The following is a 26,533-nucleotide window of genomic DNA, read 5'->3' as shown; positions in this document are numbered from 1 at the left end:
AAAAAGAAAGAGCAGCAGGCTCAGCTTCCTTCTCCACGTTCCCACAGAAAACAGAAGAAGACCACGATGAAACAACCCACTTCAGCGGCGCAGGAGGCGATGTCATGGACATAAGCCGCCGGCAATTCTTCCGCGTCAGCAGCGCCGGGCTCATCGGCTCCAGCATCGTGGCGCTCGGCTTCTCGCCGACCGCCGCGCTGGCCGAGGCCCGCAACTTCAAGCTCGCGCGCACCACTGAAACCCGCAACACCTGCCCGTACTGCTCGGTGGGCTGCGGGCTCATCATGTACAGCCTGGGCGACAAGGCCAAGAACGTGGTGTCCGACATCCTCCACATCGAGGGCGATGCCGACCACCCGGTGAACCGCGGCACGCTGTGCCCCAAGGGCGCGGGCCTCCTGGACTTCGTGCACAGCCCCAACCGCTTGAAGTACCCCGAGGTGCGCGAGGCCGGGAGCACCGAGTGGAAGCGCATCGGCTGGGACGAGGCGCTCGACCGCATCGCCAAGCTGCTCAAGGCCGACCGCGACGCCAACTTCCAGACTGCCAACGCCGACGGCAAGACCGTCAACCGCTGGACCAGCACCGGAATGCTCTGCGCCTCGGCCTCGTCCAACGAAACCGGATACATCACGCACAAGGCATTCCGCTCGACCGGGATGCTGGTATTCGACAACCAGGCACGCGTTTGACACGGACCTACGGTGGCCAGTCTGGCCCCGACGTTCGGCAGAGGCGCGATGACCAACCACTGGCAGGACATCCAGAACGCGGATGTCGTGCTGATCATGGGCGGCAATGCCGCGGAGGCGCATCCGTGCGGCTTCAAATGGGTCATCGAAGCCAAGAAGCAGAACAAGGCGCGCCTTGTCGTGGTGGATCCCCGCTTCACGCGCTCGGCCGCGGTGGCCGACTACTACGCACCGATACGCGCGGGCTCGGACATCGCGTTCCTCGCGGGGGTGCTCAACTACCTCCTGAGCAACGACAAGATCCAGACGGAGTACGTGCGCAACTACACCAACGCGCCGTTCATCGTCGGGCCTGACTACAAGTTCGAAGACGGCATCTTCAGCGGCTACAACGCCGAAAAACGCAACTACGACCCCAAGTCGTGGGCCTATGCGCTGGACGAAGCGGGCATGGCCAAGGTCGACATGACCATGCAGGACCCGCAATGCGTGCTGCAGGTCATGAAGCGGCACTACGCGCGCTACACGCCCGAGCTTGTGAGCCGCATCACGGGCACGCCGCAGGACAAGTTTTTGAAGGTGTGCGAATACATCGCAAGCACCAGCACCAGCGGCCGCACGATGACGGTGATGTATGCGCTGGGCTGGACGCAGCACAGCCAGGGCTCGCAGATGATCCGCACCGCCGCGATCATGCAGCTCCTGCTGGGCAACATCGGCGTGCCCGGCGGCGGAATGAACGCGCTGCGCGGGCACAGCAACATCCAGGGCCTGACCGACCTGGGATTGCTGTCGAACTCGCTGCCCGGGTACATGTCGCTCGCGCGGGACAGCGAGCAGAACCTGCCCGACTACTACAAGACCCGCGCGCTGAAGGCGCTGCGTCCCAACCAGATGAGCTACTGGCAGAACTATCCCAAGTTCTTCGTCAGCCTGCAAAAGTCGTGGTGGGGCGATGCGGCCACGGCCGAGAACGAGTGGGCCTTTCACTACCTGCCCAAGATCGACAAGCTCTACGACATCCTGCAGGCCTTCGAGCTCATGAACCAGGGCAAGCTCAACGGCTACATCTGCCAGGGCTTCAACCCCGTGGGCTCGTTCCCGGACAAGAAGAAGATCGTCGACGGGCTCTCCAAGCTCAAGTTCCTGGTCACCATCGACCCGTTGATCACCGAGACCAGCGAGTTCTGGCGCAACTTCGGCGAGTTCAACGACGTCAAGACCACCGACATCCAGACCACGGTGTTCCGTCTGCCCTCGACCTGCTTTGCAGAAGAGGACGGCTCGCTCACCAACTCCAGCCGCTGGCTGCAGTGGCACTGGAAAGGCGCGGAGCCGCCGGGCGAAGCCAAGGGCGACATCGAGATCGTGGCGGGTATCTTCAACCGCATCCGCCAGGCCTACATCAAGGACGGCGGCACCTTCCCCGATCCGATCGTCAAGCTGACCTGGCCCTACAAGATTCCGCACTCGCCCTCGGCGCAAGAGCTGGCGATGGAATACAACGGGCGCGCAATCACCGATCTGCTCGATCCGAAGGACCCGACCAAGCCGCCGCTGGCCAAGGCCGGCGAACAACTCGCCGGCTTCGGCCTCCTGCGAGACGACGGCTCCACGGCCGCGGGTTGCTGGATCTACACCGGCGCGTGGACGCAAGCCGGCAACCAGATGGCGCGGCGCGACAACGCCGACCCCTACGGCATCGGCATGGTGCAGAACTGGGCGTGGGCGTGGCCTGCGAACCGGCGCATCCTGTACAACGGCGCCTCGACCGACCCAACCACCGGCAAGCCCTGGATCGCCAGGCGCCGGCTGATCGGCTGGGACGGCACCAAGTGGGCCGGCTCCGACGTGCCCGACATCCGGCCCGACGCCAACCCGATGGAGGCTGACGCGGTGCGGCCGTTCATCATGACGGCTGAAGGTGTGGCGCGGCTCTTCGCGCCCACCGGCATGGCCGAAGGGCCGCTGCCCGAGCACTACGAGCCTTTCGAGTCGCCGCTGGTCAACAACCTGATGCACCCGAACAACGAGAAGGCGCGCGCCAACCCCGCGGCGCGCATCTTCAAGGGCGACCTGGAGCGACTGGGCGTGCCGAAGGACTTCCCGTACGTGGCGACCAGCTACCGGCTCACCGAGCACTTCCACTACTGGACCAAGAACGTGCGCAGCTCGGCCATCATCCAGCCGCAGCAGTTCGTGGAAATCGGCGAAGAGCTCGCCAAGGAGAAGGGCATCGCCAACGGCGACACGGTGAAGGTGTGGAGCAAGCGCGGCCACATCAAGGCTGTGGCGCTGGTCACCAAGCGCATCGTCGGACTGCAGGTGGACGGACGCACGGTGCACACGGTGGGGTTGCCGAACCACTGGGGCTTCGTGGGCGTCGCCAAGCCGGGGTACCTGGTGAACACGCTGACGCCGTTCGTGGGCGATGCGAACACGCAGACGCCCGAGTACAAGTCGTTCACCGTGAATATCGAGAAGGCATAAGCGATGTCATCCCTCCAGACCCTCGACATCGCAGCCCGCTCGGCCACGACCACCCCGTCGCCCGACATCCGCAACCGCCCGCAGGTGCAGCAGGTCGCCAAGCTCATCGACGTCTCCACCTGCATCGGCTGCAAGGCCTGCCAGGTGGCATGCATGCAGTGGAACGACCTGCGCGACGAGGTCGGCACCACCCACGGCACCTACGACAACCCGACCGATCTCACGCCCGCCTCGTGGACCGTGATGCGTTTCTCGGAGGTCGAACCCGAGGCCGGCAAGCTCGAATGGCTGATCCGCAAGGACGGCTGCATGCACTGCGAAGACCCCGGGTGCCTCAAGGCCTGTCCCGCACCGGGCGCCATCGTCAAGTACACCAACGGCATCGTCGACTTCATCAGCGAGCATTGCGTGGGCTGCGGCAACTGCGTCACCGGCTGCCCCTTCGACGTGCCGCGCATCAGCAAGGCCGACAGCAAGGCCTACAAGTGCTCGCTGTGCTCCGACCGAGTGGGTGTGGGCCTGGAGCCGGCCTGCGTCAAGGCCTGCCCCACAGGCGCGCTGCATTTCGGGACGAAGGAAGACATGCACGAGTACGCCTCCGAGCGCATCGTCGACCTGAAGGAGCGCGGATTCGCCAACGCCGGCGTGTACGACCCGGCTGGCGTGGGCGGCACGCACGTGATGTACGTGCTGCAGCATGCCGACCGCCCGGGGCTCTACTCCGGCCTTGCGAAGGACCCGCACATCAGCCCGCTGGTGTCGCTGTGGAAGGGCGTGGCCAAGCCGCTCGCGATGGTCGCGATGATCGGTGCGGTGGTCGGCAGCTTCTTCCACTACATGAAGGTCGGGCCCATCGAGGCCAAGGAAGATTCGGACGCGCGCGACGGCGATGGCAACGACGTCGTCGTCATCGAAGAGCCGCCGGCCGCCCCGAACCCTGGCGACCCGGTGGTGCGCGACGCACCCCGTGCCTGAGGAGAACGCGATGACCACACGCTACCTTCGCCGCTACCGCGACGCCACCCGCATGAACCACTGGTTCGTGGCGCTGATGTTCTTTGCGGCGGCGCTCTCAGGCCTGGCCTTCTTCCACCCCAGCCTGTTCTTCTTGAGCGCGCTGTTCGGCGGCGGGCCGTGGACGCGCATCCTGCATCCCTTTCTCGGCGTGCTGATGGTGCTGGGCTTCGTGTTCCTGTTCTTCACGATGTGGCGCGAGAACCTTCTCGACCGCGGCGACCGGGAATGGATCAAGAGCGCGCCCAAGCTCCTCAAGGGCGACAAGTCGGGCATGCCGCCGGTCGGCAAATACAACGCAGGGCAGAAGCTGGTGTTCTGGGCCTTCGGCATCAGCCTGTTGCTGCTGTTCGTGACGGGCTTCATGTTCTGGAGCCCGTGGTTCGTGGGCTTCTTCCCGATCCTCTTGCGGCGCATCGCGGTGGTGGTGCATTCGGTCTCGGCCGTGGTGCTGATCCTTTCGGTGATCACGCACATCTATGCCGCGCTGTGGGTCAAGGGCAGCATCCGCGCAATGACGCGCGGCACAGTCACCGAGGGCTGGGCCAAACTGAACCATCCACTCTGGCATCGCAAAATGACGCGCGGTGAGTGATACTGCGCCGATGACGAGCCCCACCGGCAATCCGCCACCGATCCGCACCACGCGCGTTCTAGACCCTGAACAGATCGCCATGCAGGCCGGGCGGCAGATGCCGTTCCTGCGCCTGCCGGTGCGCGCCGCGGTGTTCTCCGACCGGCAGGTGCGGCTGCGCCAGCTCGCGGCCTCGCACCCGATGCGCGAGTACCTGATCTTCATCGCCGACCTCGCGCAGGCGCAGCACCAGGTGCTGCGGGACTACCCGGCCGTCTCTCTCCCCGAATCCGAAGCGCTGGAAGCCGCTGCGAAGGTGCTCAAGCCGCCGATGCCCGCCTTCGGCTGGACACGCGATGCGGTGTGGCGCTCGGAACTGCGGCGCTTGCTCGGCCTCTTCCGCGCACGCCTGCCCGAAGGCGCGGCGCGCGACACGCTCGACCGCGTGGTGGCCGCCGATGACGGCTGGCTCGACCAGCAGGCCGACCTGCTCTCGCGCCGCATCATGTTCGGGCTCGACCTGGCCGCGGCCCCGCTGATCGCTTCCGGCCTGCAGGCCTACTGGACACAGCTCGTGCTGCAGGTGGCCGAGCGCAACGGCGAGAACATCTATGGCCGCACCGATCCCGGCAACGAATGTCCGTGCTGCGGCAGCGCGCCCACCGCGAGCATCACGCGCATCGGTGCCGACGAAGCGGGCTTTCGCTACCTTCATTGCTCGCTGTGCAGCACCGAGTGGCACTACGTGCGCATCAAGTGCACGCACTGCGACAGTACCAAGGGCATCCATTTCGAATCGCTCGCGCCCGAGCCCGGCATCGAGCTGCCCGCCACCGGCGCGCGCGAAGGCGCGGTGAAGGCCGAGTGCTGCGACAGTTGCGGCCACTACCTCAAGCAGATCGCGATGGAAAAAGACCCCGAGGTCGAACCTGTCGCCGATGACCTGGCGAGCGTCACGCTCGACCTGCTGGTCTCTGACGCCGGCCATCAACGCAGCGGCCACAACCTGATGCTGCTGTTCGGCGACCCTGAAGAAATCCTCGACGACGGCGGAGGCGGCTGATGGCAGCGCCCGAAGAGTCCGTGGTCCACGGCTCGACGGCAAGGCCCCAGGATCTGCCTTCTGTCGATCAACTGCTGCGCGCCGATGCGCCGCGCGCCCTGCTGGCCGAGCATGGGCGCACCCTCATCGTCGGTGAAGCGCGCGCGCTCCTCGAAGGGCTCCGTGCACGGGCCGTGGCCGGCAAGCTCTCCACCGCCGAGGTGCAGGCACAAGCGCTGAGCGAGGCACTCGCCGCACGCGTGCAGGACCGCCTCGCACCGCGCATGCGCGCCGTGCTGAACCTCACCGGCACCGTCATCCACACCAACCTCGGACGCGCGCTGCTGTCCGATGCCGCACTGCAGCGCCTGCTCGCTGTGATGACCTCGCCCAACAACCTCGAGTACGACCTCGCCACCGGCAGCCGCGGCGACCGCGATTCGTTGATCGAAGAGCTGCTGTGCACCATCACCGGCGCCGAGGCCGCGACGGTGGTCAACAACAACGCGGCCGCGGTGCTGCTCACCATCGCGGCGCTCGCGCGCGACCGTGAAATCATCGTCTCGCGCGGGGAGCTGGTCGAGATCGGCGGCGCCTTCCGCATGCCCGACGTGATGGCCAGCGCCGGCGCGCGCATGGTCGAAGTGGGCACTACCAACCGCACGCACCCGCAGGACTACGAACGTGCCATCAACGCGCAGACCGCGCTCGTGATGAAGGTGCACACCAGCAACTACGCGGTGCAGGGCTTCACCGCCGCGGTCGGCGAGGCCACGCTCGCCGGCATCGCGCATGCGCGCGGCGTGCCGCTGGCGACCGACCTGGGCAGCGGCTCGCTCATCGACCTGGCGCACTACGGCCTGCCGCGCGAGCCGCTGCCGCAGGAGATGCTCGCGGCCGGCTGCGACGTGGTCACCTTCTCGGGCGACAAGCTGCTGGGCGGTCCGCAGGCCGGGCTCATCGTCGGCAGCAAGGAGGCCGTGGGCCGCATCCGCAAGTTCCCGATGAAGCGCGCGCTGCGCATGAGCAAGCTGCCGCTGGCTGCGCTCGAAGCAACGCTCTCGCTGTACCTGCGGCCCGAGCGCCTGGCGAAAGACCTTCCGACGCTGCGCCTGCTCACGCGCCCGACCGACTCGATCCGAGAGATGGCCGAGTCGCTACTGCCTGCCGTGCAGGCGGCCGTATCGCCGCGCTTCACCGTCGAGGTGGTGCCGCTGCTGGGGCAGATCGGCTCGGGCTCGCTGCCGGTGGAGCGACTGCCCTCCGCCGGACTCGCGCTCGCGCCGGCCGGCACCGCGAAAAAGGGCCTGGGCACGGCGCTCGACAAGCTCGCCACCGCCTTGCGCGGCCTGCCGCTGCCGGTGATTGGCCGCATCGCGGAAGACCGCCTCCTACTCGACCTGCGCTGCCTCGAAGACAGCGCCCCCTTCACGGCCCAGCTCGGCGAATTGCGCGAGCGGCTGCTGTAGCTCCCTACCTCAACCCACAGGAGAAAGCGATGAATCCCCTCGACGTGCTCGCCGGTATCGAAACGGAAACGCTGCAGCCATTGGCTTCGCGCACCGACAGCGAGGCACGCTTTCCACGAGAGACGATCCAGGCGCTGGGCAAGGCAGGCCTGCTCGGGCTGGTCTCGGCCACGTCGGTCGGCGGCCAGGGCCTGGGGCTGAAGGAAGCCGCGCAGGTGGTCTCGCGCATCGCGCAGACCTGCCCCTCCACGGCGATGGTGGTGTGCATGCACTACTGCGCCACGGCCGTGCTGGAGCAACAAGGCCCCGAGGCCGTGCGCAAGGCGATCGCCAAAGGCAAGCACCTGGGCACCCTCGCCTTCTCCGAGGCCGACTCGCGCAGCCACTTCTGGGCGCCCACCGGCACCGCCCGCGCGGACGGCGCGAACGTGGTGCTCGATGCGCGCAAGAGCTGGGTCACCTCCGCCTTCGAGGCCGACAGCTATGTCTGGTCGAGCAAGCCGCTCGCGGCCGAAGGCGCGAGCACGCTGTGGCTGGTCGATGCGAAGTCCGACGGCCTCACCCAACCCGGCCGCTTCGACGGGTTGGGCCTGCGCGGCAATACCTCCACGCCGATCACCGCGAAGGATGTGCGCATCGGCGCCGACGCGCGCCTGGGCGAAGACGGCAAGGGCTTCGACACGATGATGGGCGTGGTGCTGCCCTGGTTCTCGGTGCTCAGCGCCGCATGCTCGGTCGGCCTGATGGAAGGCGCATTGAGCCGCGCCATCGGCCATGTGAGCCAGACGAAGCATGTGCACCTGGACTCGTCCCTGGCCGACCTGCCCACCGTCCGCGCCTATCTCGCGCGGGCCCGCATCAAGACCGACATGGTGCAGGCGCTGCTCGACGACACCGTGGCCGCCATCGGCACGGGTCGCGCCGACACCATGCTGCGCGTGCTCGAAGTGAAGGCGGCCGCGGCGGAAAGCGCGCTCGAGGTGACCGACATCGCCATGCGCGTGTGCGGCGGCGCGGCCTTCCGCAAGGAGGCCGGCATCGAGCGCCTGTTCCGCGATGCGCGCGCATCGAGCGTGATGGCACCGACCTCCGACGTGCTCTACGACTTCATCGGCAAGGCCATCACCGGCCTCCCGTTGTTCTGAAAGGCCTCTTGCCATGTCCGAACCGGTATTGATCATGGGCGCCGTCGCCTACGCGCCCAAGGTCGTCACCATCTGGGAGGGCTTCAAGGCCTTCTTCGTGAAGAACGGCCTGCCCTTCGACTACGTGCTGTATTCGAACTACGAAAAGCAGGTCGAGGCGCAGTTCGACGGCACGCTGCACCTGGCGTGGAACTCGCCGCTGGCCTGGGTGCGCGCCGACCGCATCGCGCGCAGCCGCGGCCAGAAGGTGCAGGCCGTGGCGATGCGCGACACCGACTGCGACCTGCGCTCGGCCATCGTCGTGCGCGCCGACAGCCCGGTGCAGACGCTGGCCGAACTGCGCGGCAAGACGGTGGGCATGGGAGCGCTCGACTCGCCGCAGGCCACGCTGATCCCGCTCGATCACCTGCGCAGCGAAGGCCTCGTGAAACCGCGCGACTTTTCGCTGCGCTACTTCGACGTGCTGGGTGGCAAGCACGGCGACCACATCGGCGGCGAACGCGACGCGGCCGTCGCGCTGATGGCGGGCGAGGTCGATGCCTGCTGCCTCATCGACGGCAATCACCTGGCCTTCGGCCTGGACGGCACACTGCCTTCGGGGAGCACACGCGTGATTGCGCGCACCGGGGCATACGACCACTGCAACTTCACCACCAGTCCGGGTGCACCCGCCGAACTGATCGAACGTTTCGTCTCGCTGCTGATGGCGATGCGCTGGGACGACCCGCAAGTGCGGCCGCTGCTCGAGCTCGAGGGCCTGCGCGAATGGCGCGCGGGCCGCACCAGCGGCTATGCGCTGCTCGAGCGCGCGGTGGACGACGAGAACTTCTACAGCCGCGATGGCGCCATCCTCAATCCCGACTATCGATATTGAGTCGCTGGGCCTGGACCAGGGCGCCCTGCTGCTCATTCGCCGCGCGCTGGCCGAACGGCCGGTGGGGGGCGAGCTGCAGGTGCGCGGGCGCTCGCCGGATTGGGAGATGCACCTGGAGGCCTGGTGCCGCAGCCAGGGGCATCCGCTGAACTTCGACACGGTGGCCGGCCTGCCGCTGGCACGCATCACGCGCGGCCCGCACGCCGAGGGCCGTTGGCATGATGCCAAGCCGACCGGTACCGCACTCGGCGATATCAACGGCGCACCTGCAGACGATGCCGAACCCGGCTGGGGGCTGGCCGCGCGCGGCGCCACCGTCGAGGCCGGCAGCCCCGGCTTCTTCTTCGCGCTGCACCGCCGCCACGAGCTGTGGGCCGCGACGGCGGGCGATCTCTACCGGCAGGCGGCGGCCTCGCAATGGGACCCGTCGACCGCCATCGACTGGGACGCCGATTTCGACCTGCCGCCGCCCATCGAAGCCGCGGTGGTGCAGGTGATGACCTACCTGATCGAGAACGAAAACGCCGCGCTGCTGGTGCCGGCGCGGCACCTGGGGCAGATCCATCCGCATTACCGCGAGGTGCTGCAGTTGCTGGCGCTGCAATGCGCCGACGAGGCGCGGCACGTCGAGGTATTCACACGGCGCGCCACGCTGCGCGGCCACGAGCCCGCCCTCTCGACGGCCGGAGGCCAGGCGTCGCTGCGCACGCTGTTCGATGCGCCGGATTTTTCGGTCGCCACCTTCCTGCTGGCCGTGCTCGGCGAAGGCAGCTTCGTGAACCTGCTCAACTTCCTGCAGGCGAATGCGCCCGACCCGGTGACGCGGCAGATCGCACGGCTCACAGCGCGCGACGAGGCGCGCCATGTGGCTTTCGGCATGGCGCATCTGGAATACCGGCTCTCGGTACAGCCCGACTACCAGGCGAAGCTGCGCAATGCCATCGAGGTGCGCTATGACGCGCTGGCCAGCACCGCGGGCCTCAACGAGGAAGTGTTCGATGCGCTGGTGCTGCTCGCGGCCGGCGAGCTCTCACCCGCTGCCATCGCGCGCGGCCATGCGGCCGTGCAGCAAATGCAGCGCGACATGGCCGCCGGCCGGCGCGCACGCCTGGCGCGGCTGGGCTTCGAGCGCGACGAGGCCGAGCGGCTCTCCGCGCTGCACACGCGCAACTTCATGTGATGAGGCGGCCACGATGATCATCGGCACCGCAGGCCACATCGACCACGGCAAGACCACGCTGGTGCGTGCGCTCACCGGCGTGGACACCGACCGGCTGCCCGAAGAAAAACGGCGCGGCATCTCGATCGAGCTGGGCTACGCGTACCTGCATGCGCCCGAGGGCGTCTCGCTCGGCTTCGTCGATGTGCCGGGCCACGAGCGGCTGCTGCACACCATGCTGGCCGGCGCGACCGGCATCGACCACGCGCTGCTCGTGGTGGCGGCGGACGACGGCGTGATGCCGCAGACGCGTGAGCATCTGGCCGTGGTGGCGCTGCTCGGCGTGCGCGATGCCACGGTGGCGATCACCAAGATCGACCGCGTCGATGCGGCGACCCGCGCGGCCAGGGTGGCCGAGGTGCAAGCGGAGGTCGCAGCGCTGCTCGCGCCCACGCCGCTAGCGAACGCGCCGATGCTCGCGGTGTCGGCCACCACCGGCGAAGGCATCGACGCGCTGCGCGCGCGGCTGCTCGACGTCGCGCGCGAGGAGCGCACGCGCGAAGACGGCCTCGCCTTCCGCCTCGCCGTCGATCGCGCCTTCACGCTGTCGGGCGTCGGCACCGTGGTGACCGGCACGGTCTTCAGCGGCACGGTGCGCATCGGCGACGAACTGCGGCTCGGGCCCGGCGAGCGTTCGGTGCGGGTGCGTGGCATCCACGCACAGAACCAGCAGGCCGAGTCGGCGCATGCGGGTCAGCGCTGCGCGCTCGCATTGGCGGGTGTGGCCAAGGACGAGGCGCACCGGGGCGACTGGGTCTGCACGCCGGCCATCGCGCTGGCGACCGACCGCATCGACGTGCTGCTCACGCTGTGGCCCGACGAGGCCAAGTCGCTGCGTTCGGGCGCAACGGTGCATGCACATCTCGGCGCGAGCGACGTGATGGCGTCGATCGCGCTGCTCGACCGCGACACGCTCGCGCCCGGCGAGACGGCCGTGGCCCAACTGGTGCTGCGCGAGAAGGTCGGCGCATGGCACGGCGACCGCGGCGTGCTGCGCGATGCCTCGGCCACGCGCACCGTGGCGGGCGTGCGCGTGCTCGATCCCTTCGCACCGGTGCGCTACCGGCGTACGCCCGAGCGGCTGCGCACGCTCGCGGCATGGGCCATCGACGAACGGGCGCCGCGCGTCGCGGCGCTGTTGCACAACGCGCCGCTCGGCATCGACGCCGCACAGCTGGCGCGTGCGCTCTCGCTGGCAGACGAAACTGCGTTGCCACTGCCCGACGATGCGGTGCGCATCGTGCACACAGCCATCGCGCAAGAGCATCTGGACACACTCGAGGAACAGATCACCGAACGCCTCGCGGAATTCCATCGCACGGCGCCCGACGAGGTCGGCCCCGACGCGCGCCGCCTCAAGCGCCTCGCCGGCCCACGCACCGACGATGCGCTGTGGCGCCATGCGCTCGATGCGCTGGTCGCACGCGGCGCGCTGGTGCGCAGCGGCACCTGGCTGCACCTGCCCGACCACGCGGCGCGGCTCAACGAGGTGGAGCAGAAGCTCGCGCAGAAACTGCTGCCCAAGCTGGCCGACGGCGGCTTCGATCCGCCCTGGGTGCGCGACCTGGCCAAGGACAGCGGGGCCAGCGAAGCGATGGTGCGGCAAACCCTTGCGAGCCTCGCGCGGCGCGGCGAGACCTTCCAGGTGGTGAAGGACTTGTACTATCCGCTGGCGACCGTCGAACGGCTGGCCGGGCTGGCGCGCGATTGCCTTGCGCAACCCGAGGGGTTGCAGGCGGCGAGTTTTCGCGATGCGACGGGGTTGGGGCGCAAGCGCGCGATCCAGTTGCTGGAATTTTTCGATCGTGTGGGCTATACGCGGCGCGTGAAAGACACGCACCTGCTGCGGCCCGATACGTCGCTGTTCGGGGCGAGCCCGTGAACAGCGCTCATGGGAGGGGATCGTCCCTGGTGGGGCGGCTGGGCTTCAAACCCAGTGGGTGGCGCCATGCGTCGCCGGGAAGGTTCGACTCCTTCCCCCTTCCGCCGTCGGGCGGGCATTCGCCTGCTGCGCGATTCGATCTCGCGCCTGCGATGCTCGAACCGCTCGCGACGGCGACTGCCCACCCAACGCGCTGGCGTAGGACAGCCGTTGATTCAGGACACGACGCGCAGCGCGGGCTTCCCGGCTTCGACGCGGCCGATCACGGCCGCTTGCGCAAACCCTTCCTTCCGGAAGATCTCCAGCACCGCATCGGCCGCTTCAGGCGCGCAGCTCACGAGCAGGCCGCCCGACGTCTGCGGATCGCTCAGCAGGTTCTGCGCGGTGAGCGGCAGGCCCGCGGCCAGTTCCACGTCGACGCCGTAGCCCGCCCAGTTGCGGCCCGATGCGCCGGTGACGAAACCTTCAGCGGCCATCGCGACCACGTTGTCGAGCAACGGCACCTTCGACCATTCGACGACGGCGGTGAGCTTCGCGCCCCGCGCCAGTTCGAGCGTGTGGCCTGCGAGGCCGAAACCCGTCACGTCGGTCAGCGCATGCACGCCGTCGAGCGCCGAGAGTGCGATGCCGGGCGTGTTGAGCTTGGTGGTGTTCTCGATCAGCTGGCGGTAGCCAGCCTCGGACAACTGCTCCTTCTTGAGCGCCGCGGACAGCACGCCCACGCCCAGCGGCTTGCCCAGCACCAGCACATCGCCGGCCTTCGCATCGGCATTGCGGCGCACGCGGTCGGGATGCACCAGGCCCATTGCGACGAGGCCGTAGATGGGTTCGACCGAATCGATGGTGTGGCCGCCCGCAATCGGAATGCCCGCCGCGCGGCACACGTCCTGCCCGCCGCGCACGATCTCGGCGATCACTTCCACGGGCAGCTGATTGATCGGCATGGCCACGAGCGCGAGCGCCATGATCGGCCGGCCGCCCATCGCGTACACGTCGCTGATGGCATTGGTGGCCGCGATGCGCCCGAACTCGTAGGGGTCGTCCACGATGGGCATGAAGAAGTCGGTGGTGGCGATCAGCGCCTGCTGGTCGTTGAGCCTGTAGACTGCCGCGTCGTCGGCGGTCTCGATGCCCACCATGAGCTCGGGCGGGATCATCCCCCCCGCGTGGTTCTTCAATATCTGCGACAGCACCCCGGGCGCGATCTTGCAGCCGCAGCCGCCGCCATGCGAGAAGCTGGTGAGCCGAAGCGGCGCCAGCGGGTTCAGGAGCTTGGAAGTTGCGGCATCGGTCATGGCGGCTATCGGATCGGATGAGACAAGCCGCGATTATCGAAGCCTCGCCCGCGCTGCGCCCATCACCGTCGATACACCCCTTTTTTCATCACCCTCACAGGCCTCCCCCATGAACAAGCTCTCCCGGATCGCGCTCGCGTTCACCGTTTCCCTCGCCAGCTTAGGCGCGCTCGCCCAGGGCGTGCTGCGCGTGTCGGCCATTCCCGACGAGGCGCCCACCGAACTGCAGCGCAAGTTCACGCCGCTGGGCGACTACCTGAAGAAGGAAACCGGCATGGACGTGCAGTTCACGCCCGTGACCGACTACGCCGCCGTGGTCGAGGGCCTGGCGACAAACAAGATCGACCTGGCCTGGCTGGGCGGCTTCACCTTCGTGCAGGCGCGCATCCGCACCAACGGCGGCGCGGTGCCCATCGCGCAGCGCGCCGAAGACGAGGTGTTCACCAGCAAGTTCATCGTGCCCATCGACAGCACCGCCAAGACGCTGGCCGACCTGAAGGGCAAGACCTTTGCGTTCGGCGCGCCCTCGTCTACCTCGGGCAGCCTGATGCCGCGCTACTTCCTGCTGCAGGCCGGCATCAACCCCGAGAAAGACTTCAAGACGGTTGCGTTCTCGGGCGCGCACGACGCGACCGTGGCCTTCGTGGCGGCATCGCGCGCCGAGGCGGGCGTGCTCAATGCGTCGGTGTGGGACAAGCTGGTCGAATCCAAGAACCCCAACGCCGCCAAGGTGCGCGTGCTCGCGACCACACCGACCTATTACGACTACAACTGGACGGTGCGCCCAGGCATGGACCCGGCGCTGCGGAAGAAGCTGACGGATGCGTTCCTCAAGCTCGACCCGGCCAACCCGGCGCACAAGGAAATCATGGCGCTGCAGCGCGCGAGCAAGTTCATCGCGACCAAGTCGTCGAACTACGACGGCATCGAGACGGCGGGGAAGTCGGCCGGCCTCATCAAGTAAGCAAGCGAGAACGCGCGGATGGGTTTTTCGCTCGACGGCGTGGGCGTGGTGCACCCCAACGGCCAGCGCGCGCTGGCCGGCGTGACGCTGTCCGCGCGCGACGGCGAGCGCATCGCCGTCATCGGCCCCTCGGGCGCGGGCAAGACGACGCTGCTGCGCGTGCTTGGCGCCGCATTGCGTCCCGGTGAAGGCGAAGTGCAGGCACTGGGCGCGAAGCCGTGGCAATTGCCGGCCGGCGCGCTGAAAAAGCTGCGTGCCCGCATCGGCACGGTGCACCAGGCGCCGCCGATCGCGCCGCGCCTGCGCGTGGTCACCGCGGTGCTGGCGGGACGCCTGGGCGAGTGGTCGGTGCTGCGCGCGCTGGGTTCGCTCTTCTATCCCTCGGACATCGCGGGCGCGCACGAAGTGTTGTCGCGCCTCGCGCTCGAAGACCGCCTGTTCGACCGCTGCGACCGCCTCTCCGGCGGCCAGCTGCAGCGCATCGGCATCGCGCGCGTGCTGTACCAGCGCCCGGCCCTGTTGCTGGCCGACGAACCCGTCTCCGCGCTCGACCCGACGCTGGCTGATGGGGCGGTCGGCCAGCTCGTCGCGCAAAGCGAAGCCACCGGCGCCACGCTGGTCGCCTCGCTGCACGCGGTGGACCTGGCGCTGCGCTGGTTTCCGCGCATCGTGGGCATGCGCCGCGGACAGGTGATGTTCGACCTGCCGACCGCCGAGGTCACGCCCGCCATGCTCGATGCGCTCTATGCGAGCGAAGGCGGCGTGGCGGTGCAACGGGCGCCGCAGCCGGTCGCCGCATCCGAAGTCACCGGCGTGGCCGAACCGGCTTTCCAGCGGCCCGACTGCCCGTGAGCACGCCCGCCATTGCCCGGCGCGACCCGCAGGCCATGCGGCGGCTGGCCTTCTGGCTCAGCGCGCTGGTCATCGCGTGGCCGATGCTGGTGCTGTCCGAGTTCAAGCCGTGGGCATTGTTCGGCAGCGGCAACCTGGCGGTCATCGGTGGCTTTCTCGCAGGCTTCTTTCCGCCCGAGGGCTCGCCCGACTTTCTCGCGCTGCTCGCCAAGGCCACGCTGGAGACGCTGGCCATGGCCACGGCCGGCACCGCGCTCGCGCTTTTGATCGGCGCGCCGCTCGCCTTCGTGACCACGCGCGCCCTTTCCATCTCGCGCATCGGTCCGGGGCCGGGGCGCGTGCAGGCCGGCATCGTGCGGCAGGCGGCGCGCTGGCTGCTGATGGTGCTGCGCGCGATTCCCGAGATCGTGTGGGCGCTGCTCTTCGTGCGCGCGCTCGGCCTCGGCCCCGCGGCTGGCGTGCTGGCGCTGGCCATCACCTACGGCGGCATGCTCGGCAAGGTCTACGCCGAGATCCTCGAATCGACCGACACGCGCCCCGCGCGCGCGCTGCTCGAAGGCGGCAGCGGCCGGCTCGCGGCGCTGTGCTACGGCCTCTTGCCGAACACGGCGCAGGAGCTGGCCTCGTACACCGTGTACCGCTGGGAATGCGCGGTGCGCGCTTCGGTGGTGATGGGCTTCGTCGGCGCGGGCGGCCTGGGCCAGCTGATGGACCAGTCGATGAAGATGCTCAACGGCGGCGAGGCCAGCAGCATCCTGCTGGTGTTCCTGGCGCTGGTGCTGCTGGCCGATGTGATGAGCAATGCGTTGCGAAAGCTGCTCGCATGACCCCGTTGCCACCGCGTCCGCCCCCTTGCCTGCGCTGCCGGTTCGCGCTGCTGCTGATCGCGGCGGCGGTGATCGCGAGCTTTGTGTACCTGGGCATCGACTACCGCGCGCTGGGTTCGTCCGAATCGCTGCGGCTCATGGGCAAGTTCATCGCCGAGTTCTTCCCGCCCGATGTGTCGCCGGACTTCCTTGCCAAGGTCGGCAACGGCGCGCTGCAGACGCTGGCCGTGTCGGCGCTCGGCACCGTGCTGGCGGCCGTGGCGGGCGCGGTGCTTGCGCTGCCCGCCTCCGGTCGCGCGGGCTGGCTGCCGCGCCAGGCCGCGCGCTTTGCACTCAACCTGTTGCGCAGCGTGCCCGAGCTGGTCTGGGCCGCGCTGATGGTGCTGGCCGCCGGCATCGGCCCCTTTGCCGGGGCGCTGGCCCTGTCGCTGCACACCACCGGCGTGCTGGGCCGCCTCTTCGCCGAGGCGCTGGAAAACGCCCCGCGCGAGCCCGAACACGCGCTCACGCTCTCGGGCGCCGGCCCCGTCGCCGCCTTCAGCTACGCGAGCCTGCCGATCGTGCTGCCGCAGTGGGTGGCCTACACGCTCTACCGCTGGGAGATGAACATCCGCATGGCTGCGGTGCTCGGCTTCGTGGGCGGCGGCGGGCTGGGGCAACTGCTGTACTTCCACCTGTCGATCTTCCAGCAGCAGCAGGCGATGACGGTGCTGATCGCGATGTTCGTGCTGGTGACCTTCGTCGACTTGGCGAGCGCCCGCTTGCGCCGGGGCCTTGGCCCTGCATACGCCTGACAGGCCGACACGCCGGACAATGGGGCCATGAGGTTACTGCCATGAGTCATCGCCAGCCCGTGCGCTTCGGCGACCACCACGCCTTCGACACGATCATCGACGCCCGCTCGCCCGCCGAGTTCGCGCTCGACCGCATCCCCGGCGCCATCAACTGTCCGGTGCTCGACGACGAGGAGCGCCGCATCGTCGGCACCGTCTACGTGCAGACCGGCGCCTTCGAGGCGCGGCGCATCGGCGGCGCGATGGTGGCGGCCAACATCGCCAGGCATCTGCGCGACACGCTCGCCGACCGCCCCGAGAAGTGGAAGCCGCTGGTCTATTGCTGGCGCGGCGGCATGCGCAGCGGATCGATGGTGACCTGGCTGCGCCTGATGGGCTGGGACGCGCAGCAGCTCGCCGGGGGCTACAAGAGCTTCAGGCGGCACGTCATCACGCAGATCGATGCGCTGACCCCGCAGCTCGACCTGCGCGTGATCTGCGGCGCCACCGGCAGCGCCAAGACGCGCGTGCTGCATGCGCTGGCCGCGCGCGGCGAACAGGTGCTGGATCTGGAAGACTTCGCGAGCCACAAGGGTTCGCTGCTCGGTTCGCTGCCCGGCGTGGCGCAGCCTTCGCAAAAGCATTTCGAGACACGCATCGCGACGGTGCTCGAAGCGGTAGACCTCCAGCGCCCGCTGTACGTCGAGGGCGAGAGTGCCCGCATCGGAAGGCTCTCGCTGCCGCTGTCGCTGGTGGCGCGCATGCGTGCCGCGCCCTGCATCGAGGTGGCGGCCACGCCCGAGGCTCGGCTCGACTACCTGCTGCGCGACTACGCCTACCTGGGGGACGACCGCGCCGGGCTGGCGGACAAGCTCGGGATGCTCAAGGAACTGCAGGGCAAGGAAACGGTGGCGCGATGGCAGCAGTGGGCGCATGAGGCGCAACTGCCGAAGCTGTTCGCGGAGCTGATGGCGCTGCACTACGACCCGCACTACGGCAAGTCGCAGGAGCGGCATTTCGAGGCGTGGGAGCGGCGGCGCAGCGTGGCGGCGCAGGACCTCAGCGATCAGGGGATAGCGGCGGTGGCCGAGGCGGTGCGCGCCATGGACGGGCGCGGCAAGCCGTCGGCATAGAGCACCCCGCGCGGCGCGCGGCACAGCCCCCAGAAGCGCAGGCCGCTGAGTTCGGCCATGCGCACGCCCATCGCGGTAGGCGCCGAGATCGTCGCCATCGCCGCGATGCCCAGGCGCCCGCACTTGCGCACCAGCTCATGGCTGCCGCGGCTGGACATCAGCACGAAGCCGGGCTCCTCCAGCCGCCCTGCCCGCGCCAGCTTGCCCAGCAGCTTGTCGAGCGCGTTGTGGCGGCCCACGTCTTCCATCACGTCCGTGAGTTCGCCGTCCACCGTGGCCCAGCCCGCGGCATGGATCGCACCGGCTTCGGCATTCAGCACCTGGCGCGCGGGCAGTGCGGCGAAGGCCCGCAGCACGGTCGCAAGATCGATCCGTTCGATCCAGTCGCGCGACGGCACGGGCTGGGGCGTGATGTCCAGCCCCGCGAAGCTTTCGACGCCGCACACGCCGCATCCCGTGCGGCCCGCGAGGCTGCGGCGGCGGCCCTTCAGGCGCTCGAAGCTGCGGGTGGAGATGTCGAGCTGCACTTCGATGCCGGGCATGCCCTCGGGCAGGCCCGCCGAGAGGGCATCGATGGTCCGCACCTCGATGCCGCGGCAGTCTGCGGCGCTGTCGAGGATGCCTTCGCTGAGCGCAAAGCCCAGCGCAAAGTCTTCGAGGTCGAGCGGCGTGGCCATCATCACCGCGTGCGAGACGCCGTTGAAGACCAGCGCGACCGGCACCTCGGCGGCCAGCGTGTCGTCGCGCAATGCGCCTTCGGGGCCCATGCCGCGTTCGCCGAACACATGCACGGCATGTCGTGAGAGCGATGGCAGGGTGTCTTCGGAATCGGCGTGGTCTGGCAGGGACATGGTGGCTCCGGGTCGGCCGGCCATTGTCCGCTCAGACGACGTCTGCGTCAGCAGGAGGCCTTGTGTGAATCTGCGCGCGTCATGGGGCTTCGAGGTGCGCGACCCGGCGGCCCTCTTCCTCCGTCAGTTTTTCAATCGGCAGTTCGTGCGGCACCAGCACCACGGGAATCGACTTGGACGTCGGCGTGCCCGCGTTCTCGGCCACGGCCGACAGCGGCACCAGCGGATTGGTCTCGGGGTAGTAGGCGGCGATGTTGCCGCGCGGAATGTCGTAGGCCACGAGCCTGAAGCGATCGGCCCGACGTTCCTGGCCGTCGTTCCACACCGTCTGCAGATCGACCCAGTCGCCGTCCTTCATGCCGAGCGCGCGGATGTCCTCGGCATGGATGAAGACCACGCGGCGCTGGCCGAAGACACCGCGGTAGCGGTCGTCCATGCCGTAGATGGTGGTGTTGTACTGGTCGTGCGAGCGCGTGGTGAAGAGCGTGAACACCAGCGTGTCGCGGATGCGCAGACGTGCCCGGTGCGAGGGCGTGTCGCGCGGCACCGCATGCGTGAAGAACACGGCCTTCTTCGATGCGGTGTCCCACACGCGCTCGCTCGCGGCGTTGCGCAGGCGAAAGCCGCCCGGCCTGGCCACGCGGGCGTTGAAGTCCTTGAATTCGTCGAACACCGCTTCGATCTTGTCGCGGATGCGTGCGTAGTCGTCGATGAGCCAAAGCCACGGCGTCCTGCTGCGCGCGCCGATGGTGGCCGCCGCGAGCCGCGCCACGATGGCCGGCTCCGACAGCAGCTGGTCGGACGCGGGCGGGTTGATGCCCATCGAGATGTGCACCATGCTCATCGAGTCTTCCACCGTCACGCCCTGCGGGCCGCTGGCCTGCATGTCGATCTCGGTGCGGCCCAGGCACGGCAGGACCAGCGCCTCGCGCCCGTGCACGATGTGGCTGCGGTTGAGCTTGGTGGCCACGTGCACCGTGAGCTCGCACTGGCGCAGGCCCTTCCAGGTCTGGCAGGTGTCGGGTGTGGCAGCGGCAAAGTTGCCGCCAAGCGCGAAAAAGACCTTCCCCTTGCCGTCGAGCATCAGCTGGATCGCCTCGACGGTGTCCACGCCGTTCGCGCGCGGCGGCTCGAAATCGAACACTTCTTGCAGCCGATCGAGCAGCGCCGCCGGCGGCTTCTCCCAGATGCCCATGGTGCGGTCGCCCTGCACGTTGCTGTGGCCGCGCACCGGGCAGGCGCCCGCGCCTTCGCGCCCCATGTGGCCGCACAGCATGAGCCAGTTGAGAATCATCTGGATGGTCGCCACCGAGTGCTGGTGCTGCGTGATGCCCATGCCCCAGCAGGCGATGACCTTCTTTGCGTCCAGGTACACCTCGGCCGCGGCGCGGATCTGCGCCTGCGTGAGGCCCGACTCCTGCACCAGCACATCCCACGATTCGGCGCGCAGGTCGTCCGCGAGCGACTCGAAACCGGTGGTGTGCGTGGCGATGAAGGCGTGGTCGAGCACCGAGGCTTCGCCGCGCGCCGCGGCCGCGTCTTCGCGCTCGATGACGTGCTTCATCATCCCCTTGACGGCCGCGAAGTCGCCGCCCACGCGCAGCTGGAAGTAGTGCGTGCTGATGGGCGTGGAGCCCAGGGTCGCCATCTCCAGCTTGTCCTGCGGATCGGCAAAGCGCTCCAGGCCGCGCTCGCGCAACGGGTTGAAGCTCACGATGCGCGCGCCCCGCCTGGATGCCGCGCGCAGTTCGCCGAGCATGCGCGGATGGTTGGTGCCGGGGTTCTGGCCGAAGACGAAGATGGCGTCGGCCTTCTCGAAATCCTCGAGCGTGACCGTTCCCTTGCCCACGCCGATCTGCGGGCGCATGCCGTTGCCGCTGGGCTCGTGGCACATGTTCGAGCAGTCGGGAAAATTGTTGGTGCCGTACTCGCGCACGAAGAGCTGGTACAGGAAGGCGGCTTCGTTGCTCGCGCGGCCCGAGGTGTAGAACATCGCCTGGTTCGGATCGGGCAGCGCGTTCAGGTGGCGCGCGATCAATGCGAAGGCATCGTCCCATTCGATGGGCAGGTACTTGTCGCTGGCCGCGTCGTAGACCATCGGGTGCGTGAGCCGGCCTTGGTCTTCGAGCCAGAAATCGCTCTGCTCGGCCAGTTGCGCCACGGTGTGCTTCTCGAACAGCTCGGGGCCGGCGCGGCGCGCGGTGGCTTCGGCGGCCACGGCCTTCACGCCGTTCTCGCAGAACTCGAAGGTGGAGGCGTGGTTGCGGTCGGGCCAGGCACAGCCGGGGCAGTCGAAACCGTCGGGCTGGTTGGCCGAGAGCAGCGTCTTCGCGCCCTTGAGGGGAATGTCCTGCCGCAGCAATGCCTGGGTCACGCTGCGGAGTGCGCCCCAGCCGCCCGCCGGGCCCTTGTAAAACTCGATCTTCTGCTCACTGTTCATGCGAGCGAGTGTTCGCCGCGGGTGCCGGGAGCGTCAAATTGAATCGGGACATGCGGCGATTCAAAAAGGAAATGAAGAGACTTCAGCGCCCCGCTGCGTCCTGCGTCAGCAGCCCACGCAACTTGCTGCGCAGCGGCGTCTCTTCGACAGCCGGCACGCCCGCCACTTCGCGCAGCGCGATGTCGCGGCTCTCGGCGGTGTGCAGGTCGATCTCGCGCACCACCTGGCCGTCCTTGTAGACGAAGGCGACGTCGGCGAGGGCGAGCACGTCCTCGATGTCGTGCGTGATCATCAGCGCCGGAATGCCCCACTGGCGGCGCACCTGCGCGAGTTCGTTGCGCAGTTCGGCGCGCAGCATCGGGTTGAGGGCGGCAAAGGGCTCGTCGAGCAGCAGCACCTGCGGCTGGCAGGCCAGCGCGCGCGCGAGCGCCACGCGCTGCTGCTGGCCGCCGGAGAGCTTTTGCGGCCGACTGTCGGCCAGACCAGCGAGGCCGAAGCCTTCGAGCAGGGCCTGCACGGTTTCCGCTTCCTTCGCAGGCAGCCGGCGGCGGCGCCATGAGGTGAGGCCGAAGCACACGTTCTCGCGCACCGTGAGGTGCGGAAACAGCGCGTAATTCTGGAACAGATAGCCGACGCGCCGCTCCGGCGCTGGCACATCGATGCGCTGCGCCGCGTCGTACAGCGTGCGGCCGTCCAGCCGCACATGGCCCGACGACGGATGCAGCAGCCCGGCAATGGCCTGCATCGTCAGCGACTTGCCCGCACCCGACGGGCCGTAGAGCGCGGCGAAGGGAACGTCGGTCTGGAAGCGCGCGGCCAGGTCGAAGCGTCGGGCCCCGTCCCGCACCGTGAGCTTCAGATCGACGTCGATCATGGCTTGCCGAATCCGTAGCGGGCCAGCACTTGCTGCGCGGCATCGGTCACGAGGAAATTAAGGAAGTCGCTGGCCAGCGCCTTCTGCCTGCTGTCAGCCACCACCGCGATCGGGTAGGTCACGGGGCTGCTGCCCGAGGGCGAGAGCACGATCCTGACCTTGTCGCCCACCACCGCCGCATCGGTGCGGTAGACGAAGCCGGCCTCGACCTCGCCACGGCTCACGTAATCGAGCACCTGGCGCACGCTGTCGGCCTGCACGAACCTGGGTTCGAGCGCGGTCCAGAGATTGGCGCCATCGAGCACCTGCTTGGTGTAGCGGCCGACCGGCACGGTGGCGGTCTTGCCGATGGCGATCTTCCTGACGCTCGCACCCGTCAGGTCTTGCAGCGACTTCACGCCCACGCCGTCTTTAGCGGGCTCGATCAGCACGAGGCTGTTGCTCACGAAGTTCCTGCGGGTGGCAGTGTCGATGAGCTTCTGCTCGGCGGCGCGGTTCATCGTCTCCTGGTCGGCGCTCGCGAACACGTCGACCGGCGCGCCCTGCCCGATCTGCTGCAGCAGCACGCCCGAAGCCGCAAAGTTGAAGCGCACCGTGGCGCCGGGCCTGGCGGCCTCGAACCTGGGGCCGATTTCCTTGAACGCATCGGTCAGGCTCGCGGCCGCGGACACGGTGATCTGCTGCGCGGCGGCGGCCAGCGGAAGGGCCAGTGCCAAGGCAAGGACGGCGGACAGGCGGCGGAACGGGCGCATGGGCAGTTTCCTGGAAATTGGCAACTCAACGAAGAGAAAAGAACCGGTTCGACAGCACCAGCACGACGATCGACAGCACCGAGGTCACGATCACCAGCAGCAGCGCCAGGTCGTCATGCCCGGCCTGCACCGCGTCGTAGATCGCCATCGACAGCGTCTGGGTCTGCTTGGGAATGGAACCCGCCACCATCAGCGAGGCGCCGAACTCGCCCATGGCCCGTGCGAACGCGAGCAGCGTGCCGGCCAGGATGCCGGGCCAGGCCAGCGGCAAAGTCACACGCAGGAACACCGAGAACGGCGACTGCCGCAGCGTGCTGGCCGCGGCTTCGAGCGAGCGGTCGACGTTGGCGAATGCGGCGCTCGCCGACTTGAGCACCAGCGGCAGCGCCACCACGGCCGAGGCCACCACGGCGCCGTGCCAGCTGAAGATGATGGTGTAGTCGAGGTGCTCGCGCAGCCAAGCGCCCAGCGGACTGCGACGGCCGGCCGCGACAAGGATGGCGTAGCCGATCACCGTGGGCGGCAGCACCAGCGGCAGCATGAACACCGCCTCCAGCACGGTGCGCCCGAAAAAGCGCTTGCGCGCGAACACCCAGCCCAACGCCACACCCGCGACCAGCGCCAGCACGGTCGCTACCGAAGCGACCTTGAGCGACAGGACCAGGGGAGACCAGTCGGTCGAGGCGATGAGTGTGCTCGTCGTGTTCATGGGAATACAGCGGAATTGTTGCACGACGCGCGCCGCCGCCCGCAAAGACACATGCGCGCTGAATTTCGGATCGTGCGGCTCAGGGCGCCAGGAGCCGTGTCAGCGCCCGGATATTCGCCGCGGTGGCCAGCTTGGCGGCGTTCTCGATGGCGCGGTAGTGCTTGACGATTTCCTCGCCCACCGGCGTGAGCGCCGTGCCGCCGCCGTGCGAGCCGCCGGCAGCCGTGTTCACCGCGGGCGAAACCAGGGCCTTGTTCATCTCGTCGACCAGCATCCACGCGCGGCGGTACGACATGCCCAGCAGGCGGGCCGCCGCGGAGATCGACCCCGTCTCGGCCACGGCCTCGAGCACGGCGATCTTTCCGGGGCCGATGGCGATGGCGTCATCCCTGTAGACGCGCAGGCGGAACTGGACTTTGGATTTCATGCCGGGTGGTGGTCGAAAGCGGGCGAAACGCGAAGCGCGAAGGGTAAACCATCCGCTCGCGATGCCTGCACTTGCATCCAGCGGCGCTGTGTCGGCACGGAAACGACGCCAGCGGCCGAGCCTGCCGCCTTCAGGCGCTCAAGGTGCCGCTGTGCAGGCGCACCTGCTCGGCCCACTCGGGCGTCTGCAGAAAGGCCAGTGCTGCATCGAGGGCGCGCGAAGAGCGCACGCCGTCCTGCGTCATGAAGCCGATGGGCGTGCGCACCTCGGGCGCCACCAGCGGCAGCGCCTCCAGCTCGCGATGGCTGCGCACGGCCGCGACCATGGCGCCCGGCAGCACGCTGCTCACGGTGCCCGCGCTCACGGCCAGCGTGAGCGTGAGCACCGAGTTGGTCTCGATGGCCGCCGACACCGGTACGCCGGCTTCGCGCAGGGCCTGGTCCATGATGGCGCGGTTGTGCATGTCGGCGGTGAGCAGGCACAGGGGCAGCTTGCCGGCCTCGGTCCAGGTGATGGGCTCGCCGATGCGCAGCTGGTCCTTCGAAGGTGTCGCGGCGCGGCGCAGCAGAAAGTAGTGTTCGATGCTCTGCGGCCACGCCCTGAGCTTGATACCCGGCAGGTGCATGCGCCTGGTGTAGCCGAGCGCGAGGTCGACCCCGAGGCTTTCCAGTCCGGTCTCCAGATCCTGCGAACTCATCGACAGCACGGCCGGCAGGATGCCCGGATGCCGCCGGTGCAGCATCGCCGCAAAGCGGGACAGCATGGGAATGGCGGTGGGCACCGCGGCCATGCGCAGCCTGCCATGCGGGTTGTCGACGTCGCTGCGCAGTTCCTGCAGCAGCACCTCGTTGTCGCGCAGCATGCGCTGCGCCGTGGCCAGCACCCGCTCGCCCTCGTGCGTGAGGCCGACGTACACCCGCGCCCGCTTGACGATGACGACGCCGAACTCGCTTTCGAGGGCGCGCAACGCGTTCGACAGCGCCGGCTGCGTGATGTGGCAGGCCTGCGCGGCCCGGCCGAAATGCTTGTGCTCGCTCAGCGCGACCAGATATCGCATCGAAGCAAGCAGGTTCATCGTCAGGTGTTCTTGCTGATCGAGATCGTCGGGAATTTCGAGGAGAAATCCTTGGCCTTTTCCGAGATGCCCACGGCCACGCGGCGCGCAACGGCCTTGTAGATGCCGGCGACTTCGCTCTCGGGATCGGCCACCACGGTGGGCATGCCGCTGTCGGCCTGCAGGCGGATCTGGATGTCCAGCGGCAGCGCGCCCAGGTACTCCATCTGGTACTCGGCCGCCATCTTCTTGCCGCCGTCGGCGCCGAAGATGTGCTCGGCATGGCCGCACTTGGAGCAGATGTGCACCGCCATGTTCTCCACGATGCCCAGGATCGGCACGCCGACCTTCTCGAACATCTTGATGCCCTTCTTGGCGTCGAGCAGCGCGATGTCCTGCGGCGTGGTGACGATCACCGCGCCCGTCATCGGCACGCGCTGGCTCAGCGTGAGCTGGATGTCGCCGGTGCCCGGGGGCATGTCGACGATGAGGTAGTCCAGGTCTTTCCAGTTGGTCTGGCGCAGGAGCTGCTCCAGCGCCTGCGTGGCCATGGGGCCGCGCCAGACCATGGCCTGGTCCTGGTCGATCAGGAAGCCGATGGACATCACCTGCACGCCGTGGCGCTCCAGGGGCTCCATGGTCTTGCCGTCGTCGCTCTCGGGGCGGCCCTCGATGCCCATCATCATGGGCTGGCTCGGGCCGTAGATGTCGGCATCGAGCAGGCCGACCGTCGCGCCTTCGGCCGCGAGGGCCAACGCCAGGTTGGCGGCCGTGGTGCTCTTGCCCACGCCGCCCTTGCCCGAGGCCACCGCGATGATGTTCTTGACGTTGGGCATCAGCTGCACGCCGCGCTGCACCGCATGGCTGATGACCTTGGTGACGATGTTGACCGACACGTTGTCCACGCCCGGCACGGTCTTGGCCGCCGCCACCAGCGCCTTGCGGATCGCCGCGTGCTGGCTCCTGGCGGGGTAGCCGAGCTCGAGGTCGAAGGACACGTCGCCTTCGGAGATTTGCAGGTTCTTGAGCGATCGGGTCGCTGCGAATTCCTTGCCGGTGTTGGGGTCTGCGACGGCCTTGAGCGCGTCCATCAGACCTTCTGGGGTGATTGCCATTGATCAAGCTCCTGATTGGCAGGTAGTCTAAGGCGCTCTCTAAGCCCTCGCAGGCCCGCTTCCCAA

Annotated in this window: 23 protein-coding genes and 1 tRNA gene; 15 read left to right on the top strand and 9 right to left on the bottom strand. The window is 68.4% G+C overall.

Annotation, left to right across the window (positions count from 1 at the left end; all coding sequences use genetic code 11):
- Positions 1-104: 104 nt before the first annotated feature.
- The 10 genes from fdnG (at position 105) to ABIC90_RS19555 (ending at position 12,505) form a co-directional block, all read left to right on the top strand.
- On the top strand, positions 105-3,182 hold the full coding sequence (gene fdnG / locus ABIC90_RS19600; RefSeq protein ID WP_354356950.1) for a formate dehydrogenase-N subunit alpha: 3,078 nt from the start codon (positions 105-107) through the stop codon (positions 3,180-3,182).
- A gap of 3 nt (positions 3,183-3,185) precedes the next feature.
- Positions 3,186-4,157 carry a formate dehydrogenase subunit beta gene (gene fdxH / locus ABIC90_RS19595; RefSeq protein ID WP_354356948.1) on the top strand — a complete coding sequence of 324 codons (972 nt, stop codon included), beginning with the start codon at positions 3,186-3,188 and terminating at the stop codon, positions 4,155-4,157.
- A gap of 10 nt (positions 4,158-4,167) precedes the next feature.
- Positions 4,168-4,791, top strand: a complete 624-nt coding sequence (locus ABIC90_RS19590) for a formate dehydrogenase subunit gamma (protein ID WP_354356946.1) — start codon at positions 4,168-4,170, stop codon at positions 4,789-4,791.
- Positions 4,792-4,801: 10 nt separating this feature from the next.
- On the top strand, positions 4,802-5,833 hold the full coding sequence (fdhE, locus tag ABIC90_RS19585; RefSeq protein ID WP_354356944.1) for a formate dehydrogenase accessory protein FdhE: 1,032 nt from the start codon (positions 4,802-4,804) through the stop codon (positions 5,831-5,833).
- Entirely contained in the window at positions 5,833-7,281 is a 1,449-nt protein-coding gene (gene selA, locus ABIC90_RS19580) for an L-seryl-tRNA(Sec) selenium transferase (RefSeq protein WP_354356942.1), read from the top strand. The genes fdhE and selA overlap by 1 nt, the downstream gene beginning before the upstream one ends.
- 29 nt (positions 7,282-7,310) lie before the next feature.
- Complete coding sequence (locus ABIC90_RS19575; RefSeq protein WP_354356940.1) at positions 7,311-8,426, top strand: acyl-CoA dehydrogenase family protein; 1,116 nt, start codon at positions 7,311-7,313, stop codon at positions 8,424-8,426.
- Positions 8,427-8,439: 13 nt separating this feature from the next.
- Positions 8,440-9,300, top strand: a complete 861-nt coding sequence (locus ABIC90_RS19570; protein ID WP_354356938.1) for a phosphate/phosphite/phosphonate ABC transporter substrate-binding protein — start codon at positions 8,440-8,442, stop codon at positions 9,298-9,300.
- A complete protein-coding gene (locus tag ABIC90_RS19565) occupies positions 9,266-10,480 on the top strand; it encodes a ferritin-like domain-containing protein (protein WP_354356936.1) in 1,215 nt (404 codons plus the stop codon). Before ABIC90_RS19570 ends, ABIC90_RS19565 begins: the two co-directional genes overlap by 35 nt.
- Positions 10,481-10,493: 13 nt before the next feature.
- Complete coding sequence (selB, locus tag ABIC90_RS19560; RefSeq protein ID WP_354356934.1) at positions 10,494-12,401, top strand: selenocysteine-specific translation elongation factor; 1,908 nt, start codon at positions 10,494-10,496, stop codon at positions 12,399-12,401.
- An 11-nt stretch (positions 12,402-12,412) separates the two neighbouring features.
- Positions 12,413-12,505: transfer RNA gene (locus tag ABIC90_RS19555), tRNA-Sec, on the top strand.
- A 111-nt stretch (positions 12,506-12,616) separates the two neighbouring features.
- Here the strand turns inward: ABIC90_RS19555 and selD are convergent.
- The gene (selD, locus tag ABIC90_RS19550; RefSeq protein WP_354356932.1) at positions 12,617-13,696 is read right to left on the bottom strand and encodes a selenide, water dikinase SelD; all 1,080 of its coding nucleotides are present in this window, start codon (positions 13,694-13,696) and stop codon (positions 12,617-12,619) included.
- 109 nt (positions 13,697-13,805) lie between these two features.
- On the opposite strand from selD, the gene ABIC90_RS19545 reads away from it, so the two are divergent.
- Genes ABIC90_RS19545 through mnmH form a run of 5 tightly spaced genes read left to right on the top strand, consistent with a single transcriptional unit; the run spans position 13,806 to position 18,245 of the window.
- Positions 13,806-14,660 carry a putative selenate ABC transporter substrate-binding protein gene (locus ABIC90_RS19545; protein ID WP_354356930.1) on the top strand — a complete coding sequence of 285 codons (855 nt, stop codon included), beginning with the start codon at positions 13,806-13,808 and terminating at the stop codon, positions 14,658-14,660.
- 18 nt (positions 14,661-14,678) lie between these two features.
- The gene (locus ABIC90_RS19540) at positions 14,679-15,512 is read left to right on the top strand and encodes a phosphonate ABC transporter ATP-binding protein (RefSeq protein WP_354356928.1); all 834 of its coding nucleotides are present in this window, start codon (positions 14,679-14,681) and stop codon (positions 15,510-15,512) included.
- Between the two features lie 35 nt (positions 15,513-15,547).
- Entirely contained in the window at positions 15,548-16,339 is a 792-nt protein-coding gene (locus tag ABIC90_RS19535; protein ID WP_354357070.1) for a PhnE/PtxC family ABC transporter permease, read from the top strand.
- The gene (phnE, locus tag ABIC90_RS19530) at positions 16,336-17,133 is read left to right on the top strand and encodes a phosphonate ABC transporter, permease protein PhnE (protein WP_354356926.1); all 798 of its coding nucleotides are present in this window, start codon (positions 16,336-16,338) and stop codon (positions 17,131-17,133) included. Before ABIC90_RS19535 ends, phnE begins: the two co-directional genes overlap by 4 nt.
- Before the next feature lie 41 nt (positions 17,134-17,174).
- Complete coding sequence (gene mnmH, locus ABIC90_RS19525) at positions 17,175-18,245, top strand: tRNA 2-selenouridine(34) synthase MnmH (RefSeq protein WP_354356924.1); 1,071 nt, start codon at positions 17,175-17,177, stop codon at positions 18,243-18,245.
- On the opposite strand, the gene fdhD is transcribed toward mnmH, so the two are convergent.
- From fdhD to apbC, 8 genes are all read right to left on the bottom strand, one after another.
- The gene (gene fdhD, locus ABIC90_RS19520) at positions 18,179-19,096 is read right to left on the bottom strand and encodes a formate dehydrogenase accessory sulfurtransferase FdhD (protein ID WP_354356922.1); all 918 of its coding nucleotides are present in this window, start codon (positions 19,094-19,096) and stop codon (positions 18,179-18,181) included. The genes mnmH and fdhD overlap by 67 nt on opposite strands.
- Positions 19,097-19,175: 79 nt before the next feature.
- Positions 19,176-21,536, bottom strand: a complete 2,361-nt coding sequence (locus tag ABIC90_RS19515; protein WP_354356920.1) for an FdhF/YdeP family oxidoreductase — start codon at positions 21,534-21,536, stop codon at positions 19,176-19,178.
- Positions 21,537-21,618: 82 nt separating this feature from the next.
- On the bottom strand, positions 21,619-22,410 hold the full coding sequence (locus ABIC90_RS19510; RefSeq protein WP_354356918.1) for an ABC transporter ATP-binding protein: 792 nt from the start codon (positions 22,408-22,410) through the stop codon (positions 21,619-21,621).
- Complete coding sequence (gene modA, locus ABIC90_RS19505; protein ID WP_354356916.1) at positions 22,407-23,162, bottom strand: molybdate ABC transporter substrate-binding protein; 756 nt, start codon at positions 23,160-23,162, stop codon at positions 22,407-22,409. The genes ABIC90_RS19510 and modA overlap by 4 nt, the downstream gene beginning before the upstream one ends.
- A gap of 25 nt (positions 23,163-23,187) precedes the next feature.
- The gene (gene modB / locus ABIC90_RS19500) at positions 23,188-23,871 is read right to left on the bottom strand and encodes a molybdate ABC transporter permease subunit (RefSeq protein ID WP_354356914.1); all 684 of its coding nucleotides are present in this window, start codon (positions 23,869-23,871) and stop codon (positions 23,188-23,190) included.
- A gap of 79 nt (positions 23,872-23,950) precedes the next feature.
- Positions 23,951-24,298, bottom strand: coding sequence for a winged helix-turn-helix domain-containing protein (locus tag ABIC90_RS19495; RefSeq protein ID WP_354356912.1), 348 nt, complete (start codon positions 24,296-24,298; stop codon positions 23,951-23,953).
- A 130-nt stretch (positions 24,299-24,428) separates the two neighbouring features.
- On the bottom strand, positions 24,429-25,373 hold the full coding sequence (locus ABIC90_RS19490) for a LysR family transcriptional regulator (protein ID WP_354356910.1): 945 nt from the start codon (positions 25,371-25,373) through the stop codon (positions 24,429-24,431).
- Positions 25,374-25,375: 2 nt separating this feature from the next.
- Positions 25,376-26,467 carry an iron-sulfur cluster carrier protein ApbC gene (apbC, locus tag ABIC90_RS19485; protein ID WP_354356908.1) on the bottom strand — a complete coding sequence of 364 codons (1,092 nt, stop codon included), beginning with the start codon at positions 26,465-26,467 and terminating at the stop codon, positions 25,376-25,378.
- Positions 26,468-26,533 lie beyond the last annotated feature (66 nt).

Origin of the sequence: Variovorax boronicumulans (assembly GCF_040544675.1) — a bacterium.
GTDB lineage: Bacteria > Pseudomonadota > Gammaproteobacteria > Burkholderiales > Burkholderiaceae_C > Variovorax > Variovorax boronicumulans_D.
Note: the sequence above shows the minus strand (reverse complement) of the source record. Positions and strands in the feature narration are given on the sequence as shown.

Coding starts and splice junctions, on each gene's coding strand:
- ABIC90_RS19515 (WP_354356920.1), bottom strand. CDS start 21,536: ATGAACAGTGAGCAGAAGATCGAGTTTTACAAGGGCCCGGCGGGCGGC.
- modA (WP_354356916.1), bottom strand. CDS start 23,162: ATGCGCCCGTTCCGCCGCCTGTCCGCCGTCCTTGCCTTGGCACTGGCC.
- modB (WP_354356914.1), bottom strand. CDS start 23,871: ATGAACACGACGAGCACACTCATCGCCTCGACCGACTGGTCTCCCCTG.
- ABIC90_RS19545 (WP_354356930.1), top strand. CDS start 13,806: ATGAACAAGCTCTCCCGGATCGCGCTCGCGTTCACCGTTTCCCTCGCC.
- fdhE (WP_354356944.1), top strand. CDS start 4,802: ATGACGAGCCCCACCGGCAATCCGCCACCGATCCGCACCACGCGCGTT.
- mnmH (WP_354356924.1), top strand. CDS start 17,175: ATGAGTCATCGCCAGCCCGTGCGCTTCGGCGACCACCACGCCTTCGAC.
- fdhD (WP_354356922.1), bottom strand. CDS start 19,096: ATGTCCCTGCCAGACCACGCCGATTCCGAAGACACCCTGCCATCGCTC.
- ABIC90_RS19590 (WP_354356946.1), top strand. CDS start 4,168: ATGACCACACGCTACCTTCGCCGCTACCGCGACGCCACCCGCATGAAC.
- ABIC90_RS19535 (WP_354357070.1), top strand. CDS start 15,548: ATGCGGCGGCTGGCCTTCTGGCTCAGCGCGCTGGTCATCGCGTGGCCG.
- ABIC90_RS19570 (WP_354356938.1), top strand. CDS start 8,440: ATGTCCGAACCGGTATTGATCATGGGCGCCGTCGCCTACGCGCCCAAG.
- ABIC90_RS19565 (WP_354356936.1), top strand. CDS start 9,266: ATGGCGCCATCCTCAATCCCGACTATCGATATTGAGTCGCTGGGCCTG.
- ABIC90_RS19540 (WP_354356928.1), top strand. CDS start 14,679: ATGGGTTTTTCGCTCGACGGCGTGGGCGTGGTGCACCCCAACGGCCAG.
- phnE (WP_354356926.1), top strand. CDS start 16,336: ATGACCCCGTTGCCACCGCGTCCGCCCCCTTGCCTGCGCTGCCGGTTC.
- fdxH (WP_354356948.1), top strand. CDS start 3,186: ATGTCATCCCTCCAGACCCTCGACATCGCAGCCCGCTCGGCCACGACC.
- ABIC90_RS19490 (WP_354356910.1), bottom strand. CDS start 25,373: ATGAACCTGCTTGCTTCGATGCGATATCTGGTCGCGCTGAGCGAGCAC.
- apbC (WP_354356908.1), bottom strand. CDS start 26,467: ATGGCAATCACCCCAGAAGGTCTGATGGACGCGCTCAAGGCCGTCGCA.
- selD (WP_354356932.1), bottom strand. CDS start 13,696: ATGACCGATGCCGCAACTTCCAAGCTCCTGAACCCGCTGGCGCCGCTT.
- ABIC90_RS19510 (WP_354356918.1), bottom strand. CDS start 22,410: ATGATCGACGTCGATCTGAAGCTCACGGTGCGGGACGGGGCCCGACGC.
- selA (WP_354356942.1), top strand. CDS start 5,833: ATGGCAGCGCCCGAAGAGTCCGTGGTCCACGGCTCGACGGCAAGGCCC.
- ABIC90_RS19575 (WP_354356940.1), top strand. CDS start 7,311: ATGAATCCCCTCGACGTGCTCGCCGGTATCGAAACGGAAACGCTGCAG.
- ABIC90_RS19495 (WP_354356912.1), bottom strand. CDS start 24,298: ATGAAATCCAAAGTCCAGTTCCGCCTGCGCGTCTACAGGGATGACGCC.
- selB (WP_354356934.1), top strand. CDS start 10,494: ATGATCATCGGCACCGCAGGCCACATCGACCACGGCAAGACCACGCTG.